Here is a 22,817-nt window from a genome sequence, read left to right as displayed (position 1 = left end):
CCGGTTTGCCGCGAATCATTTAAAGACGCCGTACAGAGCGCACGACTGGCACGGCCACACCACACAAATACGCGAGAAAAGCGATTGACGGACCTTTGCCGGGCGTCAACGCTGACGCATATCAAGCCGGCCGCGCCGTTCACCGCTAGCGTGACGGCAAACAGGTCACGGCCAGTCAAACGCGTTTCAGTGGGCTCACCATGCGGGCTGCACGTCTCCTCTCCATGCGATTCGATGCGCGACCATCGCGCCATCTGCTGCACGCGCTTCGCATCCGCAGAGGCGGCAACGTATTGGCCGGCGCATCGCTGCTGCTGACCGCGCTGCATGCGGCGGCGCAGGAACTGGAGCCGCGCGCCTACTCGCCTGCGCCGATAGGCACCAATTTCATCGGACTGACCTACACGCGGCTCAGCGGCCAGGTCCTCACGGATCCGTCGTTACCGGTTACCGACATCAAGGCGAACATCAACTCGCTCGCGGCGGGGTACGTGCATGTATTCAGCTTTGCCGGACGCGCCGCATCGATCGGACTCGCCGCGCCGTTCGTCAGTGGCGATGTGTCGGGGAAGGTATTCGATGCGCCCAATCAGGTGCATCGTGCGGGCGTGGGAGATCTGCGCTTCAGGCTCGCGATCGATCTGTTGGGCGGCCCCGCGCTTACACCTGAGGAATTCGCTCGCCGCGAGCCGGACACGATCGTCGGCATGAGCCTCGCGGTCGTGGCGCCGACGGGACAGTACGAGCCCCGGCGCCTCATCAACGTCGGCAGCAACCGGTGGGCATTCAAACCCGAGGCCGCCGTCTCGCAGCCATTCGGAAACTGGTTTGCCGAAGCGTCGGTGGGCGTATGGCTATTCACCGACAACGACGCATTTCTCGGCGACAGGCGACGCAGCCAGGCGCCTCTTGCCGTGCTGCAGCTTCATGGCGGCTACACGTTCCGTCCGGGGTTGTGGATCGCCACCGACGTCGGCTTCTATGCCGGCGGCGCGACCACGGTCGATGGCATCGGCAACGACGACAGGCAAAACAACGCACGCTATGGCCTCACGCTTTCGGTGCCGGTCACGCGCAACTGGTCGGCCAAGCTCGCCGTATCGAACGGGTTCATGGTGAGGGCCGGAGGCAACTACAAGGCAGTTTCGCTGACGCTTCAGTATCTGTGGTTCAACCAGTGATGTGACGACCGTCGGCAGTTGCTCAACGGGAAGCGATTGACGTATGTCAACGAGGTGCTTGCTGCGGACCCTATTCTTTGACGTGCGTATGCGACGATTCCCTGTGGGTATCGGTACGCGTTTGTGCGAGGTGATCGCCATGAGTCAGCCATCGGTCTGGATTACGTCCCCCGTACTTCACGGGTCTATCGTGTGGTTTACGGCATACGGTTTCGGTTGGGGATATCGCGCGTTCGCGGTTCCATATCAGGTCATGGCGGAAGCGCCCGACGCCGATGCAGCCGATGAAGAACAGATTCGACTGGCTTTCGAGTCCGTCCGGGCCGACATTCTTCAGGCCGTATTGCGGCATGCACTGTCGCCCTATAGCGGGCAGCGGATATCGCTTTCGCTGGCAGGGTCGCATGAGCGCGGGCAGGCGGAGGTAGCGCGGCGAAGCCCTGCAGCGGCAGCCCCGACGCACGCCGCGCACCCTACGCACCCGGAATCGGCACCGCGTTACGCGGGCGCATAGAACCGTATTCCATGCTCGCGCACGCCGATGCGCGTCCCGGCCGCGCGCCCGACGATCGCGACGATGTCGGGCAACGCGCCGATCACCGCGTCTTTGCCGGTCTTGCGCGCGAACTCGATTGCCGCTGCGATTTTCGGTCCCATCGATCCCGCTGCGAAGCCGAGCTTTTCGAGTTCGTCGGGATGCGCGTAGGAAATCGCCTTTTGCGACGGCGTGCCCCACTCGACATAGGCCGCGTCGACGTCGGTCGCAATGACGAGCAGATCCGCGTCGAGTTCCTGCGCGAGCAATGCGGAGCACAGGTCCTTATCGATCACCGCCTCGACGCCCCGCAGCTTGTGGTCTTCCCCGTAGCAGGTCGGGATGCCGCCGCCGCCGGCGCAGATCACGATCGTGCCTTTTTCGAGCAGCCATTTGACGGGCCTGATTTCGAAGATTCGCTGCGGCTTCGGACTGGCCACCACACGGCGATATTTGTCGCCGTCCGGCGCGATGCTCCAGCCCTTCTCGCGAGCGAGCCGCTGGGCTTCGTCCTTTGTGTAGACCGGCCCGATCGGCTTGGTCGGATGGCTGAATGCCGGGTCCGCCGGATCGACTTCGACCTGCGTCAGAATCGTCGCGAACGGCACCTCGAAGGGCAGCAGGTTGCCCAGTTCCTGCTCGATCAGATAGCCGATCATGCCCTCGGTCTGCGCGCCAAGCACGTCGAGCGGATACGGCGCGACGTCCTTGTAGGCCGCGCTTTGCAGCGCCAGCAGACCGACCTGCGGACCGTTGCCGTGCGCAATGACAAGCTCGTTTCCCTTTGCCACTTGAGCGATCTGCGCGGCGGCAGTCCGGACGTTTTCGCGTTGCTGGCTCTCGGTCATCGGCTGACCGCGTTGCAGAAGCGCGTTTCCGCCCAAAGCAATGACAATGCGCACGATATTCCCCTTTCATTCCACGAGCCGAGCCGCTCGATCAGAGATCGGCCAGCGTCGCGACGAGAATCGCCTTGATCGTATGCATCCGGTTTTCCGCCTGCTCGAACGCGATATTGAAGTCGGACTCGAACACGTCCTCGGTCACTTCGATACCGTTGGCCAGATGCGGATAGCGTTCGGCGATCTGCCGGCCGACCTTCGTTTCGCAGTTGTGAAACGCGGGCAGACAGTGCATGAACTTCGTTCTCGGGTTGCCGGTCGCCTCGATCAGTTGACGGTTCACCTGATACGGCAGCAGTTCCTTGATGCGTTCGTCCCACGTTTCGACGGGCTCGCCCATCGATACCCAGACATCGGTATGAATGAAGTCCACCTGGCTCACCGCTTCTTTCGGATCTTCGGTCAGCTTCATGCGCGCGCCGCTTTCCCTCGCGAAGCGTTCGCAAGCCTCGATATGCGCGGCGTTGGGCCAGAGCGAGCGCGGCGCGCCGATGCGCACGTCCATGCCGAGCTTCGCGCCGATCAGCAGCAGCGAGTTGCCCATGTTGTTGCGCGCATCGCCAAGATACGCATAGCTGATGTCGTGAAGCGGCTTATCCGAGTGTTCGCTCATGGTCAGTACATCGGCGAGCATCTGGGTCGGATGGTATTCGTCGGTCAGGCCGTTGAAAACAGGCACGCCTGCATAGCGCGCCAGCTCTTCCACGACGTCCTGACTGAAGCCCCGATACTCGATCGCGTCGTACATGCGGCCGAGTACGCGCGCCGTGTCCTTCATGCTTTCCTTATGACCGATCTGCGACGAAGCGGGATCGATATAGGTCACGTGCGCGCCCTGGTCGTGCGCCGCCACTTCGAACGCACAACGCGTGCGCGTCGACGTCTTTTCGAAAATCAGCGCAATGTCCTTGCGAAGCAGGTGTTGCTGCTCGGTACCCGCGTACTTCGCGCGCTTCAGATCGCGCGACAGGTCGAGCAGATAGCGCAGATCGCGGGTGCTATGGTGCATCAGGCTCAACAGGCTTCGATTTCGCAGATTGAAAGCCATCATTCGTCTCCGTCGTTTCCCATGTTTCGCAGTCGCTCAATAGTCGACCGCGTCGCGCATCACCGGGCAGGTCATGCAGTGGCCACCGCCGCGTCCGCGGCCCAGCTCGCTCGCCGTGATCGTGATCACTTCGATGCCGGCCTTGCGCAACAACGTGTTGGTGAAGGTATTGCGGTCATAGCCGATCACGACGCCCGGTTCGACGCAAACCATGTTGTTGCCGTCGTCCCACTGCTCCCGCTCCGCGGCAAACCGGTTGCCGCCCGTTTCGACGACGCGCAACTCCTTCAGGCCGAGCGCATCGCCCACCGCCTGGACGAACGGCTTGTCTTCGCGGTGAACGCTTATGCCGTAAGCGCTTTTCTCGTCGGGTCTAACCGAAAAGGTGACGATTTGCCTGACCACCTCGGGGAAGATCGTGACGAGATCGCGGTCGCAGAAGCTGAAGACCGTATCGAGGTGCATCGCCGCGCGCGATTTCGGCAGCCCGGCCACCAGCACCTGCTGCGCGGCGCCCTTTGCAAACAGCGCCCGCGCGACCTGTCCGATCGCCTGACGCGAGGTGCGCTCGCCCATGCCGATCAGCACGATGCCTTTGCCGATCGGCATGACGTCGCCGCCTTCGAGCGTCGCCGCGCCATGATCGATATCGGGGTCGCCCCACCAGACATCGAAGTCGGCGCCTGCGAAGGCCGGATGAAATTTGTAGATGGCCGCGGCGAGCAGCGTCTCCTGTCTGCGCGCCGGCCAATACATCGGATTGAGCGTGACGCCGCCGTAGATCCAGCATGTCGTGTCGCGCGTAAACATCATGTTCGGCAATGGCGGCAGCAGGAAGCTCGAGTAACCGACGTATTCGCGATAAAGCTTCAGAACCGGCGCGTCGCTGCCCGGGATGTCGTCGATCGATACGCCGCCGATCAGAAATTCGGCAAGCCGGCGCGGCTCCAGTTCGTTCATCCATGCACGTACTTCGTTACTGAGGCCGACGCCGACGCTGTTGTCGCTGATCTTGCGGTCGAGTATCCAGTTGCGCGCTTCGGGATTGCCGAGCGTCTGCGTCAGCAGATTGTGCACATCGAGCACTTCGACGCCGCGCTCGCGCATCTTCGTGACGAAATCGAAATGGTCGCGCTTGGCCTGGCTGACCCACATGACGTCGTCGAACAACAGCTCGTCGCAGTTGCCCGGCGTCAGGCGCTGATGCGCGAGCCCCGGCGAAGAAACCATGACCTTGCGCAGTTTGCCTACCTCGGACCACGCGCCGAGCTTGCCGACTTCGGTATTCATCGCATTTCTCCTACGTTTCGATCGGGGCGGCGAAAACACCGTGCAAAGCGCGAATGCCGCGATCATGTGCTGCAGTTTCGCAGCCTCGATCGCCGACGCCATGACATGGATCAAAAGAGGCGCTGACGTTGCGTCAGCGTTCCGGCGATTGCTTCAGTGCGCATGCTTCAATGCGCATCGAGCCCGAATGAAGGCCTCGCCGGGCCCAGGGGACGCTGCGCGCGTCATCCCGGCGGCGCGACAGCCCGCGCAAACGCGGTCTGCGCTTGCTCGATCTGCGGCGCGCACTGCCTATAGGTCCATCCGGGGCCGCCCACGCTGTCGTACATGCCGCGGCACAAGCCCTTGAGCCGGATACGCGTCGATCCGTCCTCGCAGGCGATGCGTTCGGCCCAGAAGTAGGCGACGCCGAACTCGTGCGGCCGCTCGGTTTCGATCGCGCCCGCATCGGCGCGACGGATGCGCGTCGGCGAATGCTCGGCAACATAGGCGCGCGTGCGCTGCCAGATCGCGTCGCACACGTCCGGCGCACGACATGTGATGGACGCGCGTTCACGCGCCATCGCAAGCCCGGCTTCGCTTTTTTCGAACGCCGAGCCGCGGTCGTCGTGGCCGTGCCCATACGGATCCTGCCAGCTCGTGATTGCACAGCCGGCCACCGCAGCGCCGCACGCAATCGCGAGGCCGGCGCGCAGGATCCGCTCGCCTACATCGTCCATTCAATCGTCTCCAGCGTTGCGAGACGGTGCCGGATCTTGTGCGCGAATTCATTGACCAGCGCATGCTCGCGCCCCGCGCGCAAATCGGCGCCGGTCACCGCGCACGTCGCGAGCGGCGACAAGCCGACGCTCGCATGCATCTGTTCGAATGCCTTTTCGCTGCCGCGGCCGCCGAGGCTGCAAAAAAATGCCACGTGCCGGAATTGCCTGTGGTGCGCGGCCAGCCACGTCGCGACCGGCGTCGATGCGCAACTGGCCCAGACCGGCGTGCCGACCACAACGATGTCATAGTGCGAGGGGTCGTGCATCGTCGGCCGCAGATTGGCGCGACGATGCGCAATCACATCGACGATCGAGCGCGCATAGCCGCGCGTGCCGCTTCGCCAGCGCGGGCCTTCGCGTTCATACAAGGTTTCGCAATCGGCCGGCAATGTCGCCGCGAGCATATCGGCGAGGCGCTGTGTCGTGCCGCTCCGGGAAAAGCAGACGACCAGTATTCGAGGACGATCCTGCATGGCCAGTTCTCCTTCCAATCATCGCCGCCATCCGGCCGCTCCCTCCTGCACGGCGAGCGGCCGCATGCGCACCTAGTCCACTTCGATCAGCACCTTTAGTGCGTGCGAGTCGGCCGCATGGCTGAAGGTCTCGTACGCATCCATCGCGCGGCTCAATGCGAACCGGTGCGTAATCAGCTTGCGGGGATCGAGCCGCCCTGCACGCACCGTCTTCAGCAGCATCGGCGTACTGACCGTATCGACGAGGCGCGTCGTGATCGAAATATTCCGGTCCCACAGCTTCTCGAGATGCAGATCGGCCTTCACGCCATGCACGCCGACGTTCGCGATCACGCCGCCCGGCGCGACCAGCGCCTCGCAGAGTTCGAACGTCGCCGGCACGCCGACCGCCTCGATCGCGCAATCGACCCCGACCGAACCGGTCAGCTTCATGACCTGCGCGACGGCGTCGCCGCCGCGCGCATCGACGCAGGCGGTCGCACCGAATTGCTGCGCGATCTCGAGGCGGTTCGGGTCCTGGTCGATCATGACGATCTGCGCGGGCGAATAGAACTGCGCGGTCAGCAGCGCCGCGAGTCCGATCGGGCCCGCACCGACGATCGCGACGGTGCTGCCCGGTTCGACCTTGCCGTTGAGCACGCCGCACTCGAAGCCGGTCGGCAAAATGTCGGACAGCATGACGAGCGCCTCCTCGTCGAGCCCGGCCGGAATGCGGTACAGGCTCGTTTGCGCGTGCGGAATGCGCACATATTCGGCTTGCGTGCCGTCGATCCGGTTGCCGAGAATCCACCCGCCGGTCGTGCAATGCGAGTACATGCCGCGGCGGCAGTACTCGCACTGGCCGCATGACGAGATGCACGAAATCAGTACATGGTCGCCGACGGCGAGCCCCGATACCGCCTGGCCGACGCTGTGCACGATGCCGACGCCCTCGTGGCCGAGAATCCGCCCCGGCTCGCAGCTCGGCACGTCGCCCTTCAGGATATGCAGGTCGGTGCCGCAGATCGTCGTGCGCGTTACCTTGACGATCGCGTCGGTTGCACCGGCAAGCTCGGGCATCGGCCGTTCGTCGAGCGACTTCTTGCCCGGGCCGTGATAAACGACTGCTTTCATGGATGAGTCCTCCGTGGATGGCGTATCGGTTGCCTGCTGCACGTCGCATAAACGTATGTCGTCAATCTACGAGGCAGCAGCAGGCGGGCGCTTGACGTCGATCAAGTGCATGGCGAACCGCGCGGGGAAATCACGACACGACAGACGACACGGCGCGCTGCGCGGCTGACGGCTGACGGCTGACGGCTCACGGCTCGAGCACATAGGAACCGGGCGCATCGGCCAGTGCGCCGTCGATCTGGCGCGCGTCGACGGCGCCGCTCGAATGCGCCTGCAGCCACGCGGCCCAGCGCGGCCACCACGATCCGTCGACCGGCGGCGTGTCTTCGAAGAAGTCGTGCCGGCTGCGATACGGCGCGTCCGGTTCGCGAATCGCGCAGCGGTAATAGCGGCCCGCGTGGCCGGGCTCCGAAACGATGCCCGCGTTATGGCCGCCGGCCGTCAGCAGGAAAGTCATTTCGTTATGCGTAAGCAGGTGCAGCTTGTACACCGAGCGCCACGGCGAAACGTGGTCGCGTTCGGTGCCGACGATGAACGCCGGCGTCTCGATATCGGACAGCGCGACCGGCCGGCCGTCGACGCAATAGCGCCCTTCCGCGAGATCGTTGTTGAGCAGCAGCCCGTTCAGATACTCGATGTGCATGCGGTACGGCATGCGCGTCGCGTCGGCGTTCCACGCCATGAGATCGTTCGGCTTCGAGCGGCGGCCGAGCAGATACTCGCTCATCATGCGCGACCAGATCAGATCGCGCGCATTGAGCAACTGGAACGCCGCAGCCATTTGCGAGCCGTCGAGATAGCCCTGCCGCCACATCAGCGCATCGAGCGCGGCGAGCTCGCTCGCGTCGATGAACAGTCCCAGTTCGCCGGGCGCGCTGAAGTCGGTTTGCGCGGCAAGCAACGTGATCGACCGCAGTGCAGCGCTTGCGCCGTCGCGCGCGAGCGCTGCCGCGGCAATCGCGAGCAGCGTGCCGCCAAGGCAATAGCCGACCGCGTGCACGGGCTCGCCTTCGCAACGCGCGCGCACCTGTGCGAGCGGTTCGAGTATGCCAAGCGTCAGATAGTCGTTGAGGGCGAGGTCGCGGTCGGATGCATCCGGATTGCGCCACGACACCGTGAATACGGTAAAGCCCGCGTCTACCAGAAAACGGATCAGCGAATTGTGCGGCTGCAGATCGAGAATGTAGTACTTCATGATCCACGACGGCACGATGAAGATCGGCTCCCGGGCAACGCGCTTCGACGTCGGCGTGTACTGCAGCAGTTCGCAAAGCGCGTTGCGCCAGACGACTTTCCCCGGTGTGATCGCAAGCTCATGGCCCGGGCGGTAGTCGGACTGGCGCGCGACCCGCTCGCCGCGCAAGGCGCGCGCGATATCCGCGAAATCTTCGATCCAGTTGCGCGCGCCGGCCGCGAAATTGCTGCCGCCGGTGCGTACGGCCGTTTCGAGCACGGCCGGATTGAGCATCGCGATGTTGCTCGGCGAGCAGGCGTCGAGCCACTGACGCGCACTGAAATTCACGATGTCTTCGTGATGCCGGCTCACCCCGGGCACGCCGGTCGTCGCTTCGTGCCACCAGCGCTGCGCGCGCAGGAAGCCGTCGCGAAACAGGCAGTACGGCCAGTGTGCCCAGCCCGCGTTCGAGAATCGCGGGTCGGCGACATCGGCGGCGTGATGCGCGTAGCCGGGCACGGCCGCGGACCACGCGTCGGATAACTGCAGCGACAGGTCGAGCCATTTGCCGGGCGCCATCGCGCTGTGCATGACCCAGTCGAGAAAGGCGAGCGTCATCGAGGCCGGCGAAAGACCGCCCGTCAGCACGGCAAGCGCGGCCTGCGCCGCCTGATCGAGCGGATCGCTATGCGCGGACAGCACGGCTGCACAGTCGTGCTGTTTCGCCATCGACGGTTTGGGCTGCCGGCGGTGTTCGCGCAGGCGGTCACGGGCGCCTTGCGCGTCGAGCGCCGCCGCGCCGGGCACGCCGCGCAGAGATGGCGGTTGCGTTTGCGTTGGCGGTGCCGATTGCGGCGCGGCGCCGGTCTCTTCTGCCTGCGTTCGAGTGATATCGCTCATCGCATATGCATGCCGCCGTTGATGTCGATTTCGGCGCCGGTGATGAATGCCGCCTCGTCCGAACACAGAAACGCGATCAGCGCCGCGATTTCATCGGGCCGTCCCAGCCTGCCGACCGGAATCTGCGGCAGGATGCGGCTTTCCATCACCTCGTGCGGCACGGCTTCGACCATCGCCGTGGCCAGATAACCGGGCGCCACCGTATTCACCGTGACGCCATGCTTCGCGACTTCGAGCGCAAGCGCCTTGGTGAAACCGTGCACGCCGGCCTTGGCCGCCGAATAGTTCGCCTGGCCGTAGGCGCCGCGCACGCCGTTCACCGAGCCGATATTGACGATGCGGCCGAAGCCGCGCGCGAGCATCCCCGCGAGCAACGGCTTCGTCATGTTGAAGATGCCGTCGAGATCGGTGCGCATGACGCGGTCCCAATCGGGCTTCGACATCTTTGCGAATGTCGCATCGCGCGTCACGCCGGCGTTGTTGATGAGGATATCGACACGTCCCAGTTCGTCCAGCACCCGGCGCGCGCAGGCTTCACACGAGTCGAAGTCGCTCACGTCGGCTTCGAATGCGCGGAATTCGCGGCCGGCGTCGCGCTCGTGCATGAGCCACGTCGCAACGTGATCGTTGCCGGGCGAATGAGACATGGCCACGATCACGCCGGCCTGATGCAGACGGCGGCTGATTGCCGAGCCAAGGCCGCCCATGCCTCCCGTCACGAAAGCCACTCGCTTATCCGACATGCCGTTCTCCTCGTGCGGCGCGCCTCTGACTCGCGTCGGGCGCTGCCTCGGCGAGGTTGGCGGCGAATCCCGCGGGCGCCCCCGTGCCGGCCATCATCCGCTCGAAAATCGACATCCATTCGCGCGCGGGCTGAGCGGAAGCGTCGAACGCGGGCAGGCCGCGCCACCATCCCGTCGACGCGGCAAAGCCATTGCCGCTCGCGCGTTCGAGTGCGCTCGCGAGCGCCCCCTGATTGCCGCCCGCGATCCGGATGCCGTCCTGCCAGATCTGCGCAGTGGCGCTCAGATAGTCGCGCAACGCGGATTGCGCGTCGGCGGAAAACGCGTGCCAGTCGACGGCGCGCGACGCTTCCTGCATGCGCCGCGCGGCCGCATGGTCGCGCGCGATCCGTTTGCCTTCGAGCTCATGCAGATCGTTGCGCCAGCCTTGTGCGAGCGCCGCCAGTTCGAACACCGTCGCCATTGCGGCGCGGCATTCGTCGAACCACGCTTTCGAGACGTCGATCATCGTGCCTCCAGTCCGTAGTGAGCACCCGAGAAACGGGCGCGTGCGCCGATGGGGCACGTCGCAGCCGTGTCCGCATCGCTGTGCATCGACTCTAATCCGCGTGTCGCGCAGGCCGTTGACATGGGTCAATCAAAGCCGGTGCGGCCGCGTCTCGCATGCTGGAATTCAGGTTGATCTGCATCAACGCGACCGTTGCAGGGCCACTTAGACTGAATTCGGTCCCGGGCCTCGCGCCCATGCAACGGAGCACACGCGATGAGCTATCGAAGCATCCTCGTCCATCTGGACAACAGCGAACGCAGTGCGCCACGGCTCGACGTGGCGCTGCGCATCGCGAAGCAATTCGGCGCACAGATCACGGGATTGCACGCGATCTTCACGCCCGACCCGCGCGCCTTCTTCGTGATGGCGGGCACGGCGCAGTACTACTCCGACCATCTGCGCGCGCGCGAAGAGCGGCGTGGCGCCGTGCAACGGCTTTTTTACGCGGAATGCGTGCGCGCGAAGGTCACCGGCCATTTCCTCGCCGCCCGCGAACACGGCAACCAGGCGGTCGCGCAGTACGCACGTCTGGCCGATCTCGTGATCGCCGGGCAGAGCGACCCGAACGATCCGGAGTCGTACATCGACGATCACTTCGCCGAACACCTCGTGATGACCGCAGGGCGGCCTGTATTGCTCGTGCCCTACGCGGGCGTATTCCCGAGCATCGGCAGCCGGATTCTGATCGCCTGGAACGGCGGTCGCGAAGCGGCTCGCGCCGCCTTCGACGCCGTGCCGTTTCTCGCGCGTGCGAAGCAGAACACCGTGGTCACCGTGCACGGCGCGGCCGACGAATTGCCGGGCGATCGCATCCCGGGCGCCGATATCGCGCTCACGCTCGCGCGTCATGACGCGGTGGTCGACGTGCTCGAACTCGAGGCGCCGACCGGCGCGCGCGCCGGCGACGCGCTGCTGTCCTGCGCACACGATCGCGGCTGCGACCTGCTCGTGATGGGCGCGTACGGACACGCGCGCTGGCAGGAGGCCGTGATGGGCGGCGTCACGCGCACCGTCCTCCGATCGATGACGCTGCCGGTGCTGATGTCGAGATAAAAAGCGGCGCGCCAGGCCGGCGCCGCGCGTTCCACAGAGGAGGAAGCCTCATGTATTCGAATATCCTGGTTGCGCTCGACGGCAGCGAGACGTCGATGCGCGCGCTCGGTTTCGCGTTGCGGCTTGCGCAGGAAAGCCACGCATTGCTGCACCCTGTCTACGTGATCGATGTGCCGCTGATCGCATTCGATACGCCCGGCTTCGACCCCGTCGTCGTGCGCGATGCGTACTGCGAGGAAGGCAAGCGCGTGATCGACGTGGCGCGCGGCCGGATGGAGAAAGCCGGCGTCAAGGGCCGTGCGCGCGTGGTGGAAGCGACTGCGCCGGCCGAAGACGTCGCGTATCGCATCCAGCGCACGGCCATCGAGTGCGGCGCCGATCTGATCGTGATGGGCACGCACGGCAGGCGCGGTTTCCGGCGGCTCGTGCTGGGCAGCGTGGCCGAGCGCGTGCTGCGCAACGCGACCTGCCCGGTGCTGCTGATTCCAGCGCAGGCGGGCGTGCCGGACGCGAACGAACCGGCGCGCCACGGCGCCGAAAACGAAAAGGAACTGTCATGAGCTACAAGACCTTGCTCGTACACCTCGACGACAGCCCGCACTGCACGGCGCGCACCACGGTCGCGCTCGATCTCGCCCGCCGGTACAACGCGCACCTGATCGGGCTTTACACCGTATGCAGGGAGATCTTCCAGCCGCTGTGCCGCCCGAGCGACAGCGTGCGGCTCGATATGCTCGAGACGCAATATGCCGAGCGCCGCGAGCAGGCGCAAGCGGCCTTCATCGACGCCGCGCAACGCGCGGCGTGCAGCTTCGAATGGCGCGCGCCGCCCGGTCCGGCAGTCGCGGCCGCCGTGCTCAGTGCGCGCCACGCCGATCTGATCGTGCTCGGCCAGTTGGACCCGCACGAACCGTCGAACTACATCGCGCGCCATTTCATCGAAGACGTGCTGATGACGTCAGGACGGCCCGCGCTGATCCTGCCGTACGCGGGTCAGGTGAAGACCCTCGGCGAAAACGTCGTGATCGCATGGGACGCAAGCCGCGAAGCGGCCCGCGCCCTGACCGACGCGCTGCCGCTGATCCGGCGCGCGCGTTTCGTGACGATCGAAACGGTCGGCCGCCAGCGCGACGACGGCCGACTGCCCCCCATCGACGTCGCCGCTTTTCTCGAACGCCACCAGATACAGGCATCGTTCTCGACGACGCCGCACATCGCGGCCATCAGCGCCGGCACGACGCTGTTGAACCGCGTCGCCGACCTGCACGCGGATCTGCTCGTGATGGGCGCGTACGGCCACTCGCGCGCGCAGGAGCGCGTGCTCGGCGGCTCGACGCGGACCGTGCTCGAATCGATGACGGTGCCGGTGCTGATGTCGCATTGACGTCAGGCCGCCGCAGCCGGCGCGCGCACGAGCAATACGGGCTGGTTCGCAGTCCGCACGACGGCTTCGGCCACACTGCCGAGCAGCAGGCGTTTCACGCCGCGCCTGCCATGCGTGCCCATCACGATGAGTTCGGCGTCGGCCTCGTCGGCCGCGAGCGCGATCAGGCTCGACACTTCCACCCCGCACGAATCGATCATGCGCACCGTTCCTGTCACGCCCTCGCGGCTAAACCGCGCTGCCGCCTCCTCGAGCGCGACCGACGCCTGCTTGTATGAAGCGGTCTCCGTCTGGTATTCGTCGACGAAGCCCGAGTCGACATCGACGAGTTTCATGCCGTGCGACACCACGCTCACCGCTTCGACCACCGCGCCCGAAACGCGCGCGAGCGAAATGGCCTCGTCGAGCGCGCGCCGCGAACACCGGCTGGCGTCGAGCGCGAGCAATATCCTCTTGTACATGGCTCCTCCGTCGGGCATAAGCCCGCTGTGCGTCGCGGCCTCGTCCTCGCGATGCCGTGTGGCCAGTTTGACGGCGCCGCGGCGTGCGCCCTTGATGCCGATCAACGCTTGCCGTGTTGACTGGCCGGCCGCAAAAACGGGCAATACGCGATGCCATGGAGGCCGGCAGGCTCGGGGACGGCACGAATTGGCGCGTCGCGAACAAGCGTGCACAATCACGCGTAGCAGTCGCTGCGCGACAATGCCGCGCAGCGCGATGCACGGGCGCAAGCGTTGCCGTGCGCAATGGACGCGGCGAGCCGGCACGTCGGCCTGGTGAGTCGGGTTGGCTCGCGGGTTAGCTCGCGGGTTGGCTCGCGGGTTAGCCCACGGGTTGGCCCGCTGTTTGGGCCACGGGTTGGGCCACGGGTTGGGCCACGGGTTGGCCCATCGAGTCGGCACATCTATTGGAGGCGTTGTCGATGGCAACGGACAATCAGGGGAATTCGCCCATGAAAGTGCGCCGCTGGGTCAGACGCGAACGGCCCTTGGCGAAACCGGCCATTGTCTGCGCGCTCGTCGTCGTGATCGGTCTGATGGCAACCTTCGCGGTCGCGCGAGCCGTCATGCACGAACTGCGTCAGTCGGCGCAGGCGCGCTTCGAGCGGCGCATCGAGCGCATCACGACGACCGTGCGCAACGAACTGCAGACAAGCGCGCTCTGGCTCGCAACGGCGCGCGAAGTCGTCGAAGCGTCGCCGCGCGCCCCGCGGCAGGTGTCGCGCGAATTCGCCGACACGCTCGATCCCGGCCGTGCGGCGACGCCCGTGCGCGCATTCGAATATGTGCCCGCCGACACGATCGCCGATGCGCAGGCGCCGCGCGACCCCGCGTCGTCCGCGCCCGCCGACGGCCCGCCGGAAGGCAACTCCTATGCCGACCCCGCGGTACATGCCGCGCTGCGCGACGCGGCGCAATCGGGACAGGTTGTGCTGACCGCGCCCGCTGCGCCGTATGCCAGCGCTGACCAAGGCGAGCGCGGCAACGCGCTGTTCCTCGTGCTGCCGGTTCGCACGCAGCATGCCGGCGATCCGGCAGCAGCGTCCGCAGCGACTGTCTCAGGCTTCCTGCTCGCATCGATCGATCCCGGCCGCCTGTTCGAGCCCGCCGGCATTTCCGAACGCGGCCTCGACATGTCGCTTGCGATCGGATCGCCGCCGCAGACGGTGTACTCCGCAGCACGCGGCGACGAAGACGCGCCGGGCGCGCGCGGCGCATTCGCAGCGACGAGACCGGTTTCATTCGGCGGCGCGATGCTGACGCTCGCATTCTCCGCCGACGCGGGCATGGCCGACGCAGGCGCGGCCGGCCCGGTCGCCATCGTGCTTGTCGCGGGACTTGCCGCGACCGTGCTCGCGGCGCTCGCGTGCTACTGGATTTCGTTGCATGCGAGCAGTCCCGCGCGCGTGGGCGACGCCGTGCTCAACGAGGCCCGCATGATGAACGTCGTGCAGGCCTCGTCCGATGCGATCATCACGATCGACGACACGCAGCGCATCGTCATCTTCAACCCGATGGCGGAACGCGTGTTTGGCGTATCGGCCATGGAAGCGATCGGCACGACGCTCGATCGCTTCATTCCGGCACGCTACCGCGCGGCGCACGCAGGCCATGTCGAGCAGTTCGGCGTAACCGGCGTATCGACACGGCAAATGGGCCGGCAGCGCGTGCTGAGCGGCATCCGCGCAAACGGCGAAGAATTCCCGCTCGAGGCGTCGATCTCGCAGGTCCGCGACCGGATGGGCAAGCTCTACACGGTCGTCTTGCGCGACGTCACGGAACGCGTGTACGCCGAAAACGCGCTCAAGCAGTCGCGCGAGGAGTTGCGCGACCTGTCCGCCAATCTCCAGCAGGTGCGCGAAGAAGAAAAGATGCGCATTGCGCGCGAGCTCCACGACGACCTTGGCCAACAGCTGAGCGCGCTGAAAATGGATCTGTCGTCGGCCGAGCAGGCGCTCGCCCCCGCGCAAACGGGCCAGCCGGCCGGCGCGCAGGCCGCCGCCGGCGAAGCGCTGCAGCTGCTTGCCGGCATGCGCAAGCTCATCGATTCCACCGTTGCATCGCTGCGCCGCATCGCCGCGGACCTGCGCCCGGTCATGCTCGACGACCTGGGCCTGCTGCCGGCGATCGACTGGCTCGCGCGCGACTTCAATCAGCGATACGGCATCCCGGTCGAGCAGCATATCCACGCGGAGCAGACGAATTTCACGCGCGAGGCGGCCACCGCGATTTTCCGCATCGTTCAGGAAGCGCTGAACAACGTCGCGCGCCACGCCGACGCGACGAATGTCCGCTTGCGCCTCGCGACCGACGAGGGCCTCTGCACGCTGCAGGTCATCGACGACGGGCGGGGCGCGGGCGAGCCGCCCCGCTGGCCCGGCACGCAGCAGCAAGCGGAGCTGAGCAGGACTTTCGGCCTCATCGGCGTGCGCGAGCGCGCACGCATGCTTGACGGAACGGTTACTATCGAGACAGCGAAGGACAAGGGCTTTATCCTTACCGTTTCCTTTCCGTTACGCGCCGTACAACAGGAAGAGACGCTCCTATGACCCGGGTTCTGATTGCCGACGATCACGCGATGGTGCGCGACGGATTGCGCCACATCCTGCAGAGCGCAAGCGGCTTCGAGGTCGCCGGCGAAGCATGCGACAGCATCACGACCATCGCCCTGATCCGCAAGACGCCGGCGCAGATTCTCGTGCTCGACCTCTCGATGCCGGGCCGCAACGGCCTCGAGCTCATCAAGCAGATCAGGGAAGAAAAGCCGGAGCTGCGCATCCTCGTGCTGACGATGCATGCCGAACAGCAATACGCCGTGCGCGCGTTCAAGGCCGGTGCGTCCGGCTACCTGACGAAGGAAAGCGCCAGTGCGGAACTCGTCGGCGCCTTGGCGAAAATCGCGTCGGGCGGCGTCTATGTGAGCCTTGCGATGGCCGAGCGGTTCGCGCAAAGCCTGAACGAGCCGGCGGACACATTGCCGCACCAACGGCTGTCCGATCGCGAATTCGACGTGTTCCGGCGCATCGCCGCTGGGCAGACGATTACCGAAATCGCGCAGGCGCTGTGCGTGAGTTCGAAGACCATCAGCACATACAAAATGCGCATCCTCGAAAAGATGCAGATGCCGCACGAAGCCGCGCTCGTGCGTTACGCCATGCGCCATCAGCTGTTCGACGACCAGGACGAAGCCTGACGCGCGAGACCCGCTCCACACGCAGCTGTTCCGTTTCGACTCCCTCCGTGTAGGAAACCGCCTACACAAAACCGCAGCGCCCTACTCGAACTTCCACCGTCGCCGATTCTTTTTTGAGATAGCAGCGACGATACTGCGGTGCATGGATACCGATGTGCACCGCGCCCCCCTCAAAGTGTTCCTCGTCGAAGATGCGGCGAGCGTCAGACGCAATATCGCGCAACTGCTCGAACTGCTGGCCGGCGTGCAGATTGTCGGCGAAGCCGAAGACAGCGAAACGGCGCTCGAAGCGATTCGCGCGTGCCGTCCCGATGTCGCGGTCATCGACCTGCGGCTTTCGGCAGGCAGCGGCATCGAACTGATTTCAGCGCTCGCGAAAAGTCTGCCCGACATCGTGATGATCGCGCTGACGAACCATTCGGGACCGGCGTTCCGTGCCGCGTGCAGCAAAGCCGGTGCGCATTACTTTTTCGACAAGACTGCCGAGTTCGACGCAGCGTGCCACACCATCCGAGACCTTTCGTTAGCGCGCCGCTCGCGCGCCATTGAGTAACGAGGAGCCGATCATGTCATTCGCCTTCGCCGAACAGGCTGCGCCGTCCGCCGGACCGACACATGCCTTCCATCGTATTCATCCGGTCGATCCGTCGCCGGGCGCCGAATCCGGCAAGCGGAGCGCCGTGCGCTGCTCGGGCTGCTCGATGCGCTCGGTCTGCATGCCTCCTGGCCTCTCCGCCGCGGAGCTCGCGCAACTCGATGCGGTGATCTGCACGACGCGCCCCGTGCATCGCGGCGAGGCGCTGTACCGCGCCGGCGACGCGTTCCAGAGCATTTACGCGGTGCGCGTCGGCTCGTTCAAGACCATCGTCATGCATCGCGACGGTCGCGAACAGGTCACGGGCTTCCAGATCGCGGGCGAAGCGCTCGGCCTCGATGGCGTATGCACGAGTCGCCACAATTGCGATGCGATCGCGCTCGAGGACAGCGTCGTCTGCGTGATTCCGTTCATGCAGCTCGAAGCCGTCTGCCGCGAAATACGCGCGATGCAGCATCACGTGCACCGGATGATGAGCGGCGAGATCGTGCGCGAATCGTCGCTGATGATGCTGCTCGGCACGATGACCGCGGAACAGCGCGTGGCAGCGTTCCTGCTGAATCTGTCGAAGCGTTTCAAGGCGCTCGGCTATTCGCAGTCCGAGTTCAATCTGCGCATGACACGCGAAGAGATCGGCTGTTATCTCGGCATGAAACTCGAAACGGTCAGCCGCATGTTCTCGAAGTTCCAGCGCGAACGGCTCGTCGATACGCGCGGCAGGCAGATTCGCATCGTCGATCTCGAGGGACTGTCGCGCGTTTGAGCACATGCCTGCGCCAAGCGGGCTCTCCCGACGTTGCGCTCCTGCAATCGGCACTTGATGTGCGTCAACGGCGCTATGGCGGCTTTCTTTAAAGTGGTGGCGAAAAGGAGCCCACGACTATGCCAGCATTACATTCGCGCCTGATCGCAGCCTGCCTCGCCGTGTCGGGCTTCGCCGTATGCGGCACGGCGCATGCGCAGCGCGTCGAGCCCACGGAGCTCGTCGATCAGCAACACTGCATGTTTTGCCACACGTCGGACGCCCCTTTTCTCGCACCGGCGTTTCATCAGATCGCCGAGCGCTATCGCGACAACCCTGACGCGATCCGAATGCTCGAACAGAAGCTGCGTGCCGGCGGCCGTGCGCATTGGGGCGACATGCCGATGCCGGTTTCCGCCGAGCGCGGCGGCCCGCCGCTGTCCGCCCAGGACGCGCATACGCTTATCGAGTGGGTCATGAGCCAGTGACTTGCTGGCCGCGCCTGAATCTGCGTTTTGCCGCTGCGGGAAGACACTCCACACCGGGAAGAGCCATGCGAATCACCGTACATCTCGACACCTTCGACTGCGCGGACCCTTCGGTCTACGCCCTTCTGTGGCTCGACCTGGCGGCGCGCAAATGGTCGCGCGAAGGCCACGCCGTCATCGATCTGCCGCAATGGGGCGAGTTCGAAATCTCGGGTTCCGATACGCGCATCGACGGGCAACATACGGGACACGCGCTATGCGTGCTCGAAAAGCTCGATCTGTCGGATGCGCAAGGACCATTCGAAGGAGAAAGCGGCCGCGCGCTGTGGTACCGCCACGCCCATCACGCGCCGATCGTCGGACGGTGGCATGTGCAATGCCTCGACAGCACCGGTTCGGCGCCCGAGCACGGCGTATTCGCGGATGACCAGATGTAATGTCCTTCTGCCGCAGCGCCGGCGGCAAAACCGCGGTTGCCATCGGCGCGTCGTTTTTCGAAGAGGCGTCGGCGCGAAGCGCCGCCTCATGCAAGCGCCTATCGGATTCTAGTGCGCGTTCTGGTGCACGGATTCCAGCGCGCAGGTTCCAGGGCGCGGATTCTAGTGCGCGCGCGCCGTCGCGCGCCCCGCGAGCGTGGCAAGTTCGCGCTCGGCCAGATCGAACGCACGCTGCAGCGCGAGGCGCGGAACTTCATCGGAACAGTGCTCGAGCGGCTTGAAGCCCGATGTTTGCAGCAGCAGATCGAGGCGCACATCGTAGACCGGGTGGCTGCTGCGCGCACGCAATGCCTCGATCGCAAGATGGCAGCCCGACAGCAGATTGCTGTAGCGCTCGAGGCGCACGAGCTGCGCCCCCGCTTCACCCTCGAGTTCACGCGAGCCGGCAAAGCCGAGATACACGATCTGCATGCCGATGCCCATGATGCTCCTCCCAACGTAGCACGTTGCCATTCACGCAATCGGCGCCGTTCTGGCGTCCTGGCGGGCATCTGCTGCGTTTCATCATGGTCCGATCGTTGACGCGGGCCTTGACGTGTGTCAATCGGCTGACGACGCGCCGACACATCCGGGCGCGCTTGACGTACGTCAAGGGCCGCCGGCGGAGACCGTGTCGAATAGGCGCATTGGCGCAGGCGAGCCACAGTGGACACAAGTCATGGCATGGCCGCGTTCGATCCATTGCCGGCAAGCCATGGCGGAGGAACCTATGACCACGCTCGACGAGCCCCGTTCGACCCGGACCGCGGACGCACGGACAACACTGCTCGACATCGTCCGCACGCTCGCCGACGAATCGCGCGCAGGCGAGGCCAATGGCGATGCGGCGGCGCCGCACGGCTCACCCGTTCAGGTGACGCTCGACACGCAGTTCGAACGGGATCTCGGTTTCGACAGCCTCGTCCGCGCGGAACTGCTGACCCGGATCGAAGCGGCTTTCGGCACGCATCTGCCGGTCGACGCATTCGCTTCGGCGAGAACGCCAGCCGATGTGCTTGGCGCGCTCGCCGGCGCGCCCGAGGTGTCGGCACCTCCGTCAGTCAGCACGCCGGCGGATGCGGCGTTCGCCCCGTTCGCGGACGAACGCATCGATGCGCCGCACGCGGCTGCCACGTGGTCCGACGTGATTCGATGGCACGCCATGCGTCATCCGGACCGTACGCATCTCGTGATCGTCGACGAAGCCGCCCGCGAAACGCCGGTCAGCATCGGCGCGCTGTACCGCCAGGCCTTGCTTGCCGCAGGCGGCTTGCGCGCGCTCGGTATCGAGGCCGGCGACAGCGTCGCGCTGATGCTGCCGACGGGGCTCGACTACTTCGTCTGCTTTACCGCCCTGCTCTTCTGCAACGCGATTCCCGTACCGCTCTATCCGCCCGCCCATCGCAGCGAACTCGAAGATCATCTGCGCCGCAATATCGCGATCCTCGCCAATGCTCGCGCAAAAGCGCTGATCGCCGCCGGCGAAGTCAGCCTCATCGCCCGGCTGCTCGCGATTCAGGCGCCGACGCTGCGCCACGTGTTGACGCCGCAAAAGATCGCGCCACAGCCGATGCCGGCGCCGCTTGCAGCGCACGCCGACGACATTGCGTTGTTCCAGTACACGTCGGGCAGCACCGGCGCGCCGAAAGGCGTGATCCTGAGCCACCGGAACCTGCTCGCGAACATTCGCGCAATGGGCGAGCGGATGCGCGTCACCGAACGGGACGTGCTCGTCAGCTGGCTGCCGCTGTACCACGACATGGGACTGATCGGCGCGTGGCTCGCGCCGCTTTATTACGGATTCCCGCTCGTCGTGATGTCGCCGCTCGCCTTTCTCGCGCGGCCAGCCGACTGGTTGCGCGCGATCGGCCGCCATCGCGGCAGCATTACGGCGGCACCGAACTTCGCGTATGAGCGTTGCGCACACCGCCTCGCCGAACGCGATCTGTACGGGGTGGATCTGTCGTCGCTGCGCTTTGCCTTTTGCGGCGCCGAACCCGTCAATCCGCAAACGATGCGCGCGTTCGCCGCGCAATTCGCCGCCTATGGACTCGCGCCCAATGCAATCACGCCCGTCTACGGACTTGCGGAAAATACGCTTGGCCTGACGTTTCCGCCGCCCTCGCGCGGCCTGCGCGTCGACCGTATCGTGCGCACGGCGCTTCACGAATCGGGGCTTGCGTTAGCGGCATTGAATGGCGACGACTTCGTCGAAACGGTCGGGTGCGGGTTTCCGCTCGACGGAACCGAACTGCGCATCGTCGGCAACGATGGCGAGGAACTTGCGCAAAGGCACGTCGGCAGGATCGAATTCCGCGGCACGTCGGCCACGCGCGGCTACTGGCGCAATGCGCCGCAGACCGAGGCGCTTTTCGATGACGGATGGCTCGATACGGGCGACCTCGGTTACGTCGCCGACGGCGAGCTGTTCGTGACGGGACGCGTGAAGGACATGATCATTCGCAGCGGGCGCCATTACTTTCCCTACGAACTCGAAGACACGATCGGCCGCATACCGGGCGTCGTGCATGGCGGCGTCGCCGTCTGCGCAGGCGTCGACAAACGCAACGGCACCGAGCGCGTCGTCATCATCGCGGAAACGACGCTGCCCGCCATCGACACCGATGCGCGCAGTCATCTGAAAGCGCGCATCAATGCGGCGGCTATCACGCTGTTCGGCGCGCCGGCGGAGCAGGTGGCACTGGTGCGGCCGCGCAGCATCATCCGCACGCCGGGCGGCAAGATCCGGCACGCGGCGACACTCGAGCGTTTCGAAAGCGGTGCGCATGCGCTGGCGCCGCGTGCGTTCTGGCGGCAGTTCGCCGACGCGATACGCCCCGGTTGCGCGGCGCTCACGCATCGCGCGATGGACCAGGTGCGGCACGTCGCACGCGGGACTGTCTGCTGGAGCGCCTTCGCCGCGATTGCGACGGGCGTGTTCGCCGGCATTGCGTTTCGCCGCGACGAGGCGCGCAACTGGCGCATCCTCGCGCGCGGGTGCCGCCTGTTTCTGCGCGCGGCAGGCTTGCGCGTCACGGTCGAAGGCGATCCCGACGCGCTGCGTGCCTCGCAGGTGGTGATCGTATCGAACCATACGAGTTATCTCGACGTCGTCGCGCTGGTGGCGAGCTTGCCGTCGCCGGTCGGCTTCGTGACCAAACGCGAACTGTCGCGCAAGCCGTTCGCCGGTCCGCTGCTGCGCGCGATCGGTGCGCGTTTCGTCGAGCGCGGCGTCTACGCCGGCAGCCTCGCCGACGAAACACGCCTGATCGACTACGCGAAGGCCGGCGCACGTCTGCTGTTCTTTCCTGAAGGGACGTTTACGCATGAAGCGGGCTTGCGCGCGTTCCATCTCGGCGCCTTCCGCTGCGCATGCGTGACCGGATACCCGGTCGTGCCGATTGCCTTACGCGGTTCGCGCCTCGCGATGCGCGACGGCGAGTGGATTCCGCGTCAAGGCGCGATTGCCGTTACCGTGCTGCCGCCGATCGCGCCTGATGGCACCGATTTCGCCTCGACCGCGCGTCTGCGCGAACGCGCGCGCGCGTCGATCCTCTCGCACTGCGGCGAACCCGATATGGCCGGTCGCCTCAGTGCGCCGACCGCTTCGCGCATCCCCGGTTCGGTCATGACCGACGGTCTGTAGGACCGCGCCGCGTCGGGAGCGTGAACGCGACGCCGCTTGCAAGCGACGCGGTGCTCAAAACGCTGCACAG

General features: G+C 65.6%; 22 protein-coding genes. 11 read left to right on the top strand and 11 right to left on the bottom strand.

The genetic code is table 11. The annotated features are described in order from the left end of the window. The first annotated feature begins 323 nt into the window (after nucleotides 1-323). On the top strand, nucleotides 324-1,181 hold the full coding sequence (locus BTO02_RS28815) for a transporter (protein ID WP_075161483.1): 858 nt from the start codon (nucleotides 324-326) through the stop codon (nucleotides 1,179-1,181). A 498-nt stretch (nucleotides 1,182-1,679) separates the two neighbouring features. Here BTO02_RS28815 and arcC read toward each other — a convergent pair whose 3' ends face one another. The 9 genes from arcC to BTO02_RS28765 all read right to left on the bottom strand — a co-directional run bounded on the left by arcC (nucleotide 1,680) and on the right by BTO02_RS28765 (nucleotide 10,628). Next, entirely contained in the window at nucleotides 1,680-2,621 is a 942-nt protein-coding gene (arcC, locus tag BTO02_RS28805; protein WP_198039345.1) for a carbamate kinase, read from the bottom strand. Between the two features lie 34 nt (nucleotides 2,622-2,655). Next, nucleotides 2,656-3,666, bottom strand: a complete 1,011-nt coding sequence (locus BTO02_RS28800) for an ornithine carbamoyltransferase (RefSeq protein WP_075161482.1) — start codon at nucleotides 3,664-3,666, stop codon at nucleotides 2,656-2,658. Nucleotides 3,667-3,702: 36 nt separating this feature from the next. After that, complete coding sequence (arcA, locus tag BTO02_RS28795; RefSeq protein WP_075161481.1) at nucleotides 3,703-4,956, bottom strand: arginine deiminase; 1,254 nt, start codon at nucleotides 4,954-4,956, stop codon at nucleotides 3,703-3,705. A 224-nt stretch (nucleotides 4,957-5,180) separates the two neighbouring features. Continuing rightward, on the bottom strand, nucleotides 5,181-5,675 hold the full coding sequence (locus BTO02_RS28790) for a hypothetical protein (RefSeq protein ID WP_075160473.1): 495 nt from the start codon (nucleotides 5,673-5,675) through the stop codon (nucleotides 5,181-5,183). After that, entirely contained in the window at nucleotides 5,663-6,190 is a 528-nt protein-coding gene (locus BTO02_RS28785; RefSeq protein WP_075160472.1) for a flavodoxin family protein, read from the bottom strand. The genes BTO02_RS28790 and BTO02_RS28785 overlap by 13 nt, the downstream gene beginning before the upstream one ends. A 72-nt stretch (nucleotides 6,191-6,262) precedes the next feature. After that, on the bottom strand, nucleotides 6,263-7,303 hold the full coding sequence (locus BTO02_RS28780; protein WP_075160471.1) for a zinc-dependent alcohol dehydrogenase family protein: 1,041 nt from the start codon (nucleotides 7,301-7,303) through the stop codon (nucleotides 6,263-6,265). A gap of 187 nt (nucleotides 7,304-7,490) precedes the next feature. After that, the gene (locus BTO02_RS28775) at nucleotides 7,491-9,377 is read right to left on the bottom strand and encodes an alpha/beta fold hydrolase (RefSeq protein ID WP_083615422.1); all 1,887 of its coding nucleotides are present in this window, start codon (nucleotides 9,375-9,377) and stop codon (nucleotides 7,491-7,493) included. Beyond that, complete coding sequence (phbB, locus tag BTO02_RS28770; RefSeq protein WP_075160470.1) at nucleotides 9,374-10,120, bottom strand: acetoacetyl-CoA reductase; 747 nt, start codon at nucleotides 10,118-10,120, stop codon at nucleotides 9,374-9,376. The genes BTO02_RS28775 and phbB overlap by 4 nt, the downstream gene beginning before the upstream one ends. Then, complete coding sequence (locus tag BTO02_RS28765; RefSeq protein WP_075160469.1) at nucleotides 10,110-10,628, bottom strand: hypothetical protein; 519 nt, start codon at nucleotides 10,626-10,628, stop codon at nucleotides 10,110-10,112. The genes phbB and BTO02_RS28765 overlap by 11 nt, the downstream gene beginning before the upstream one ends. A gap of 255 nt (nucleotides 10,629-10,883) precedes the next feature. Between BTO02_RS28765 and BTO02_RS28760 the strand changes: the two genes are divergently transcribed. The 3 genes from BTO02_RS28760 to BTO02_RS28750 are packed head-to-tail and all read left to right on the top strand — an operon-like array spanning nucleotide 10,884 to nucleotide 13,107. Then, a complete protein-coding gene (locus BTO02_RS28760) occupies nucleotides 10,884-11,723 on the top strand; it encodes a universal stress protein (RefSeq protein WP_075160468.1) in 840 nt (279 codons plus the stop codon). 50 nt (nucleotides 11,724-11,773) lie between these two features. Beyond that, entirely contained in the window at nucleotides 11,774-12,283 is a 510-nt protein-coding gene (locus BTO02_RS28755; protein WP_075160467.1) for a universal stress protein, read from the top strand. Then, nucleotides 12,280-13,107, top strand: a complete 828-nt coding sequence (locus tag BTO02_RS28750) for a universal stress protein (RefSeq protein WP_075160466.1) — start codon at nucleotides 12,280-12,282, stop codon at nucleotides 13,105-13,107. Before BTO02_RS28755 ends, BTO02_RS28750 begins: the two co-directional genes overlap by 4 nt. 2 nt (nucleotides 13,108-13,109) lie before the next feature. Here BTO02_RS28750 and BTO02_RS28745 read toward each other — a convergent pair whose 3' ends face one another. Further along, nucleotides 13,110-13,568 (bottom strand): universal stress protein, encoded by a 459-nt coding sequence (locus BTO02_RS28745; protein WP_075161479.1) that lies wholly within the window; start codon nucleotides 13,566-13,568, stop codon nucleotides 13,110-13,112. Nucleotides 13,569-14,029: 461 nt separating this feature from the next. Between BTO02_RS28745 and BTO02_RS28740 the strand changes: the two genes are divergently transcribed. From BTO02_RS28740 to BTO02_RS28715, 6 genes are all read left to right on the top strand, one after another. Next, entirely contained in the window at nucleotides 14,030-16,156 is a 2,127-nt protein-coding gene (locus tag BTO02_RS28740; RefSeq protein WP_232243572.1) for a PAS domain S-box protein, read from the top strand. Continuing rightward, a complete protein-coding gene (locus BTO02_RS28735) occupies nucleotides 16,153-16,800 on the top strand; it encodes a response regulator (protein ID WP_075160465.1) in 648 nt (215 codons plus the stop codon). Before BTO02_RS28740 ends, BTO02_RS28735 begins: the two co-directional genes overlap by 4 nt. A 142-nt stretch (nucleotides 16,801-16,942) precedes the next feature. Beyond that, nucleotides 16,943-17,353 (top strand): response regulator, encoded by a 411-nt coding sequence (locus BTO02_RS28730; RefSeq protein ID WP_075160464.1) that lies wholly within the window; start codon nucleotides 16,943-16,945, stop codon nucleotides 17,351-17,353. A 13-nt stretch (nucleotides 17,354-17,366) separates the two neighbouring features. Further along, nucleotides 17,367-18,158: a fumarate/nitrate reduction transcriptional regulator Fnr gene (fnr, locus tag BTO02_RS28725; RefSeq protein WP_075160463.1), complete on the top strand. Its 792-nt coding sequence runs from the start codon at nucleotides 17,367-17,369 to the stop codon at nucleotides 18,156-18,158. Nucleotides 18,159-18,277: 119 nt separating this feature from the next. Next, nucleotides 18,278-18,625: a c-type cytochrome gene (locus BTO02_RS28720; protein ID WP_075160462.1), complete on the top strand. Its 348-nt coding sequence runs from the start codon at nucleotides 18,278-18,280 to the stop codon at nucleotides 18,623-18,625. 65 nt (nucleotides 18,626-18,690) lie between these two features. Next, nucleotides 18,691-19,062 carry a DUF3564 domain-containing protein gene (locus BTO02_RS28715; RefSeq protein ID WP_075160461.1) on the top strand — a complete coding sequence of 124 codons (372 nt, stop codon included), beginning with the start codon at nucleotides 18,691-18,693 and terminating at the stop codon, nucleotides 19,060-19,062. Between the two features lie 162 nt (nucleotides 19,063-19,224). On the opposite strand, the gene BTO02_RS28710 is transcribed toward BTO02_RS28715, so the two are convergent. After that, the gene (locus tag BTO02_RS28710) at nucleotides 19,225-19,545 is read right to left on the bottom strand and encodes a hypothetical protein (protein ID WP_075160460.1); all 321 of its coding nucleotides are present in this window, start codon (nucleotides 19,543-19,545) and stop codon (nucleotides 19,225-19,227) included. A gap of 286 nt (nucleotides 19,546-19,831) precedes the next feature. On the opposite strand from BTO02_RS28710, the gene BTO02_RS28705 reads away from it, so the two are divergent. Beyond that, a complete protein-coding gene (locus tag BTO02_RS28705) occupies nucleotides 19,832-22,747 on the top strand; it encodes an AMP-binding protein (RefSeq protein WP_075160459.1) in 2,916 nt (971 codons plus the stop codon). Nucleotides 22,748-22,817: the final 70 nt, after the last annotated feature.

Source organism: Paraburkholderia sp. SOS3, from assembly GCF_001922345.1.
Classification (GTDB): domain Bacteria; phylum Pseudomonadota; class Gammaproteobacteria; order Burkholderiales; family Burkholderiaceae; genus Paraburkholderia.
This window is presented reverse-complemented; position numbering and strand designations above follow the sequence as displayed.

Excerpts from the sequence above, each read along its gene's own strand:
- BTO02_RS28785 (WP_075160472.1), bottom strand. The coding sequence starts at position 6,190 with ATGCAGGATCGTCCTCGAATACTGGTCGTCTGCTTTTCCCGGAGCGGC.
- BTO02_RS28760 (WP_075160468.1), top strand. The coding sequence starts at position 10,884 with ATGAGCTATCGAAGCATCCTCGTCCATCTGGACAACAGCGAACGCAGT.
- BTO02_RS28790 (WP_075160473.1), bottom strand. The coding sequence starts at position 5,675 with ATGGACGATGTAGGCGAGCGGATCCTGCGCGCCGGCCTCGCGATTGCG.
- fnr (WP_075160463.1), top strand. The coding sequence starts at position 17,367 with ATGTCATTCGCCTTCGCCGAACAGGCTGCGCCGTCCGCCGGACCGACA.
- phbB (WP_075160470.1), bottom strand. The coding sequence starts at position 10,120 with ATGTCGGATAAGCGAGTGGCTTTCGTGACGGGAGGCATGGGCGGCCTT.
- BTO02_RS28745 (WP_075161479.1), bottom strand. The coding sequence starts at position 13,568 with ATGTACAAGAGGATATTGCTCGCGCTCGACGCCAGCCGGTGTTCGCGG.
- BTO02_RS28710 (WP_075160460.1), bottom strand. The coding sequence starts at position 19,545 with ATGGGCATCGGCATGCAGATCGTGTATCTCGGCTTTGCCGGCTCGCGT.
- BTO02_RS28735 (WP_075160465.1), top strand. The coding sequence starts at position 16,153 with ATGACCCGGGTTCTGATTGCCGACGATCACGCGATGGTGCGCGACGGA.
- BTO02_RS28800 (WP_075161482.1), bottom strand. The coding sequence starts at position 3,666 with ATGGCTTTCAATCTGCGAAATCGAAGCCTGTTGAGCCTGATGCACCAT.
- BTO02_RS28715 (WP_075160461.1), top strand. The coding sequence starts at position 18,691 with ATGCGAATCACCGTACATCTCGACACCTTCGACTGCGCGGACCCTTCG.
- BTO02_RS28705 (WP_075160459.1), top strand. The coding sequence starts at position 19,832 with ATGACCACGCTCGACGAGCCCCGTTCGACCCGGACCGCGGACGCACGG.
- BTO02_RS28750 (WP_075160466.1), top strand. The coding sequence starts at position 12,280 with ATGAGCTACAAGACCTTGCTCGTACACCTCGACGACAGCCCGCACTGC.
- BTO02_RS28775 (WP_083615422.1), bottom strand. The coding sequence starts at position 9,377 with ATGAGCGATATCACTCGAACGCAGGCAGAAGAGACCGGCGCCGCGCCG.
- BTO02_RS28755 (WP_075160467.1), top strand. The coding sequence starts at position 11,774 with ATGTATTCGAATATCCTGGTTGCGCTCGACGGCAGCGAGACGTCGATG.
- arcA (WP_075161481.1), bottom strand. The coding sequence starts at position 4,956 with ATGAATACCGAAGTCGGCAAGCTCGGCGCGTGGTCCGAGGTAGGCAAA.
- BTO02_RS28730 (WP_075160464.1), top strand. The coding sequence starts at position 16,943 with ATGGATACCGATGTGCACCGCGCCCCCCTCAAAGTGTTCCTCGTCGAA.
- BTO02_RS28740 (WP_232243572.1), top strand. The coding sequence starts at position 14,030 with ATGGCAACGGACAATCAGGGGAATTCGCCCATGAAAGTGCGCCGCTGG.
- BTO02_RS28765 (WP_075160469.1), bottom strand. The coding sequence starts at position 10,628 with ATGATCGACGTCTCGAAAGCGTGGTTCGACGAATGCCGCGCCGCAATG.
- BTO02_RS28720 (WP_075160462.1), top strand. The coding sequence starts at position 18,278 with ATGCCAGCATTACATTCGCGCCTGATCGCAGCCTGCCTCGCCGTGTCG.
- BTO02_RS28780 (WP_075160471.1), bottom strand. The coding sequence starts at position 7,303 with ATGAAAGCAGTCGTTTATCACGGCCCGGGCAAGAAGTCGCTCGACGAA.